Here is a 2,503-nt window from a genome sequence, read left to right as displayed (position 1 = left end):
TGTCAACGGCGGAGCAAAAGTCGGCCATTCGGCGGCGTAAAACCAGGCCATCGTGTTACATGCCGGGGGGAGTGGCGTGAGGGCGTAGCCCGAGGGCCACTCCCCCCGGCATTGGTGTAATTTTCAGGGTCTGGTTTTGGCCTTGCGGGCCCGGCTGTGCGCGAGGCGATAGCTTTCGCCGTTCATCTCGAGGATGCTGACGTGATGGGTCAGGCGATCGAGGAGCGCGCCTGTGAGACGCTCAGATCCGAAGGTTTCGGTCCATTCGTCGAAGGGCAGGTTGCTGGTGATGAAGGTGGAGCCGCGTTCGTAACGCTGGGAGATCAGCTCGAACAACAGTTCGGCGCCGGTCTTGGAGAGCGGCACAAAGCCCAGTTCGTCGATGATGAGCAGCTTGTATCCGGCCATCTGCTTCTGGAAGCGCAGAAGACGGCGCTCGTCGCGGGCCTCCATCATTTCGCTGACCAGCGCTGCCGCGGTGGTGAAGCCCACCGACAGTCCTTTCTGGCATGCTGCCAGTCCGAGCCCCAACGCTACGTGCGTCTTTCCGGTGCCTGATGGCCCCAGAGCGATGGCGTTCTCACGCCGCTCGATCCACTCGCAGCGCGCCATCTCGAGCACCTGCATCTTGTTGAGCCTGGGGATGGCGGCGAAGTCGAAGCTGTCGAGGCTTTTGACGGCGGGGAAGCGCGCGGCCTTGATGCGCCGCTCGACCATGCGACGCTCCCTGTCGATCATTTCCATCTCGACGAGGCGGGCGAGGAAGCGGATATGATCGACGCCTTCAGCGGCACATTGCCGCGCGAGCTTGTGATGCTCACGCAGGCACGTAGGCAGCTTGAGCGCCTTGAGATGGTGAGCGAGAAGGATCTCCGGGGCCTGATCGCTCATGCGGCCTCCTGCCGGTCGGAGAGCAGGCTCAGATAGGCTCTGGCAAAGGTCTTCTCGACCGTGGTGCGTGGCAGGAAGGGATAGACGTCCAGGTCCAGCCTGGGCGGTACGCGTTCGATCCGGCACAGGACGAGGTGCTTGACGGCATCGAAGCCGATGGCGCCAAGATCGATGGCCTGTTCGACCGCCGCCTGGAGATCGGCGAGGGTGAACGTTTCCAGCAGGCGCAGTACCTGCACATATTCGCGCCTGCCATGTTTGTGCATGCGCCCTTCCATCAACCGCTGCAGTGTCGTGAACGCTTCGGGCAGGTCCCAGCCCTGCAAAGGCGCAGCCTGGTCGAATGCGTTGATCTTCTGCTCGATCAGCGGGAGATAATGGAGCGGGTCGAAGACAACCTCCTCGCGGGCATAGCAACGAGGATGACGGGCGATGACTTCGCTGCGGCAGCCGATCACCACCTCATCGACATAGGCCCTGATCCAGACCTCCTGATGGCCCCAGGCCACCGGAACCGAATAATCGTTGGTCCTGTAGCGCACCAGGGATTGCGAGGAGACCCTCCCGCCTTTCTGATCGCAGGCCTCGAAGGGTGTAGCGGGCAGAGGCTGCATGGCCGCGAGATCGCGCTGCAGCCGCTCACCGATCGTCTCGCTCTGCCCGCGCACCTTGTCCTGCTGGCGCTTGCGGCATTGCTCCTCCAGCCACAGGTTGAACGCCTCCCAGGTCGGGAACTTCGGGATCGGCACCATGAAGTTGCGCCGGCAATAGCCTACCAGCCCCTCCACATTGCCTTTCTCGTTCCCCTTGCCCGGGCGAGCATAGCGGTCGCGGATCACGTAATGTGACAGGAAAGCGCTGAACAGCGTGGCACGCTGCCGCGTGCCGTCGGGCAGGATCTTCGTCACAAGGCAGCGATCGTTGTCATAGACGATCGAGCGCGGTACCGCGCCGAAAAACGCGAAGGCATGCACGTGTCCGTCCACCCAGGCCTCCGCCACCGCCGCCGGATAGGCCCGCACATAGCAGGCATCACTGTGCGGCAGATCGAGCGCGAAGAAGTAGGCCTTCTGCTCCACCCCGCCGATCTCCACCAGCGCTTCCCCGAAATCGGCCTGCGCATCTCCCGCAGGGTGCGCCAGCGGCACGAACATCTCCCGGCTGCGCTGTTCGCGCTCCCGGATGTAATCCTTGATGATCGTATAGCCGCCGGTGAAACCATGCTCGGTGCGCAAACGGTCGAATACCCGCTTCGCCGTATGGCGTTGCTTGCGCGGGACACTGCGGTCACCCTCAAGCCATCCATCAATGATCGCCACAAACCCGTCCAGCTTCGGGCGCTGCGGTACGGACTGGCGCCGGTAACCCGGCGGCGATGAAAACGACAGCATCTTGCGTACCGTTTCGCGCGACACATTGAAACGCTTCGCCGCCGCCCGTTGGCTCATGCCATCCGCGCAAGCCAGACGGACCTGAAGATAAAGTTCCACGCTGTAGATCCCCACACCTCCCTGACTCGGCAGAAAGGCTTCAAGGTGGACGACTTTTACGCCGCCCGCAGCAGGACTATCCCGCCGCTACCGTGGTCGAATATTGCTCCGCCGTTCTCAGC

General features: G+C 62.8%; 2 protein-coding genes. Both read right to left on the bottom strand.

Going from position 1 to position 2,503, the window contains the following annotated elements:
- Positions 1 to 123: 123 nt before the first annotated feature.
- The gene (istB, locus tag GQO94_RS20715) at positions 124 to 891 is read right to left on the bottom strand and encodes an IS21-like element ISSsp5 family helper ATPase IstB (protein WP_007686288.1); all 768 of its coding nucleotides are present in this window, start codon (positions 889 to 891) and stop codon (positions 124 to 126) included.
- Positions 888 to 2,381, bottom strand: a complete 1,494-nt coding sequence (istA, locus tag GQO94_RS20710; RefSeq protein WP_011950768.1) for an IS21 family transposase — start codon at positions 2,379 to 2,381, stop codon at positions 888 to 890. The genes istB and istA overlap by 4 nt, the downstream gene beginning before the upstream one ends.
- Positions 2,382 to 2,503 lie beyond the last annotated feature (122 nt).

This window comes from Novosphingobium aquimarinum (genome assembly GCF_009746585.1).
GTDB lineage: Bacteria > Pseudomonadota > Alphaproteobacteria > Sphingomonadales > Sphingomonadaceae > Novosphingobium > Novosphingobium aquimarinum.
This window is presented reverse-complemented; position numbering and strand designations above follow the sequence as displayed.

Coding starts and splice junctions, on each gene's coding strand:
- istB (WP_007686288.1), bottom strand. CDS start 891: ATGAGCGATCAGGCCCCGGAGATCCTTCTCGCTCACCATCTCAAGGCG.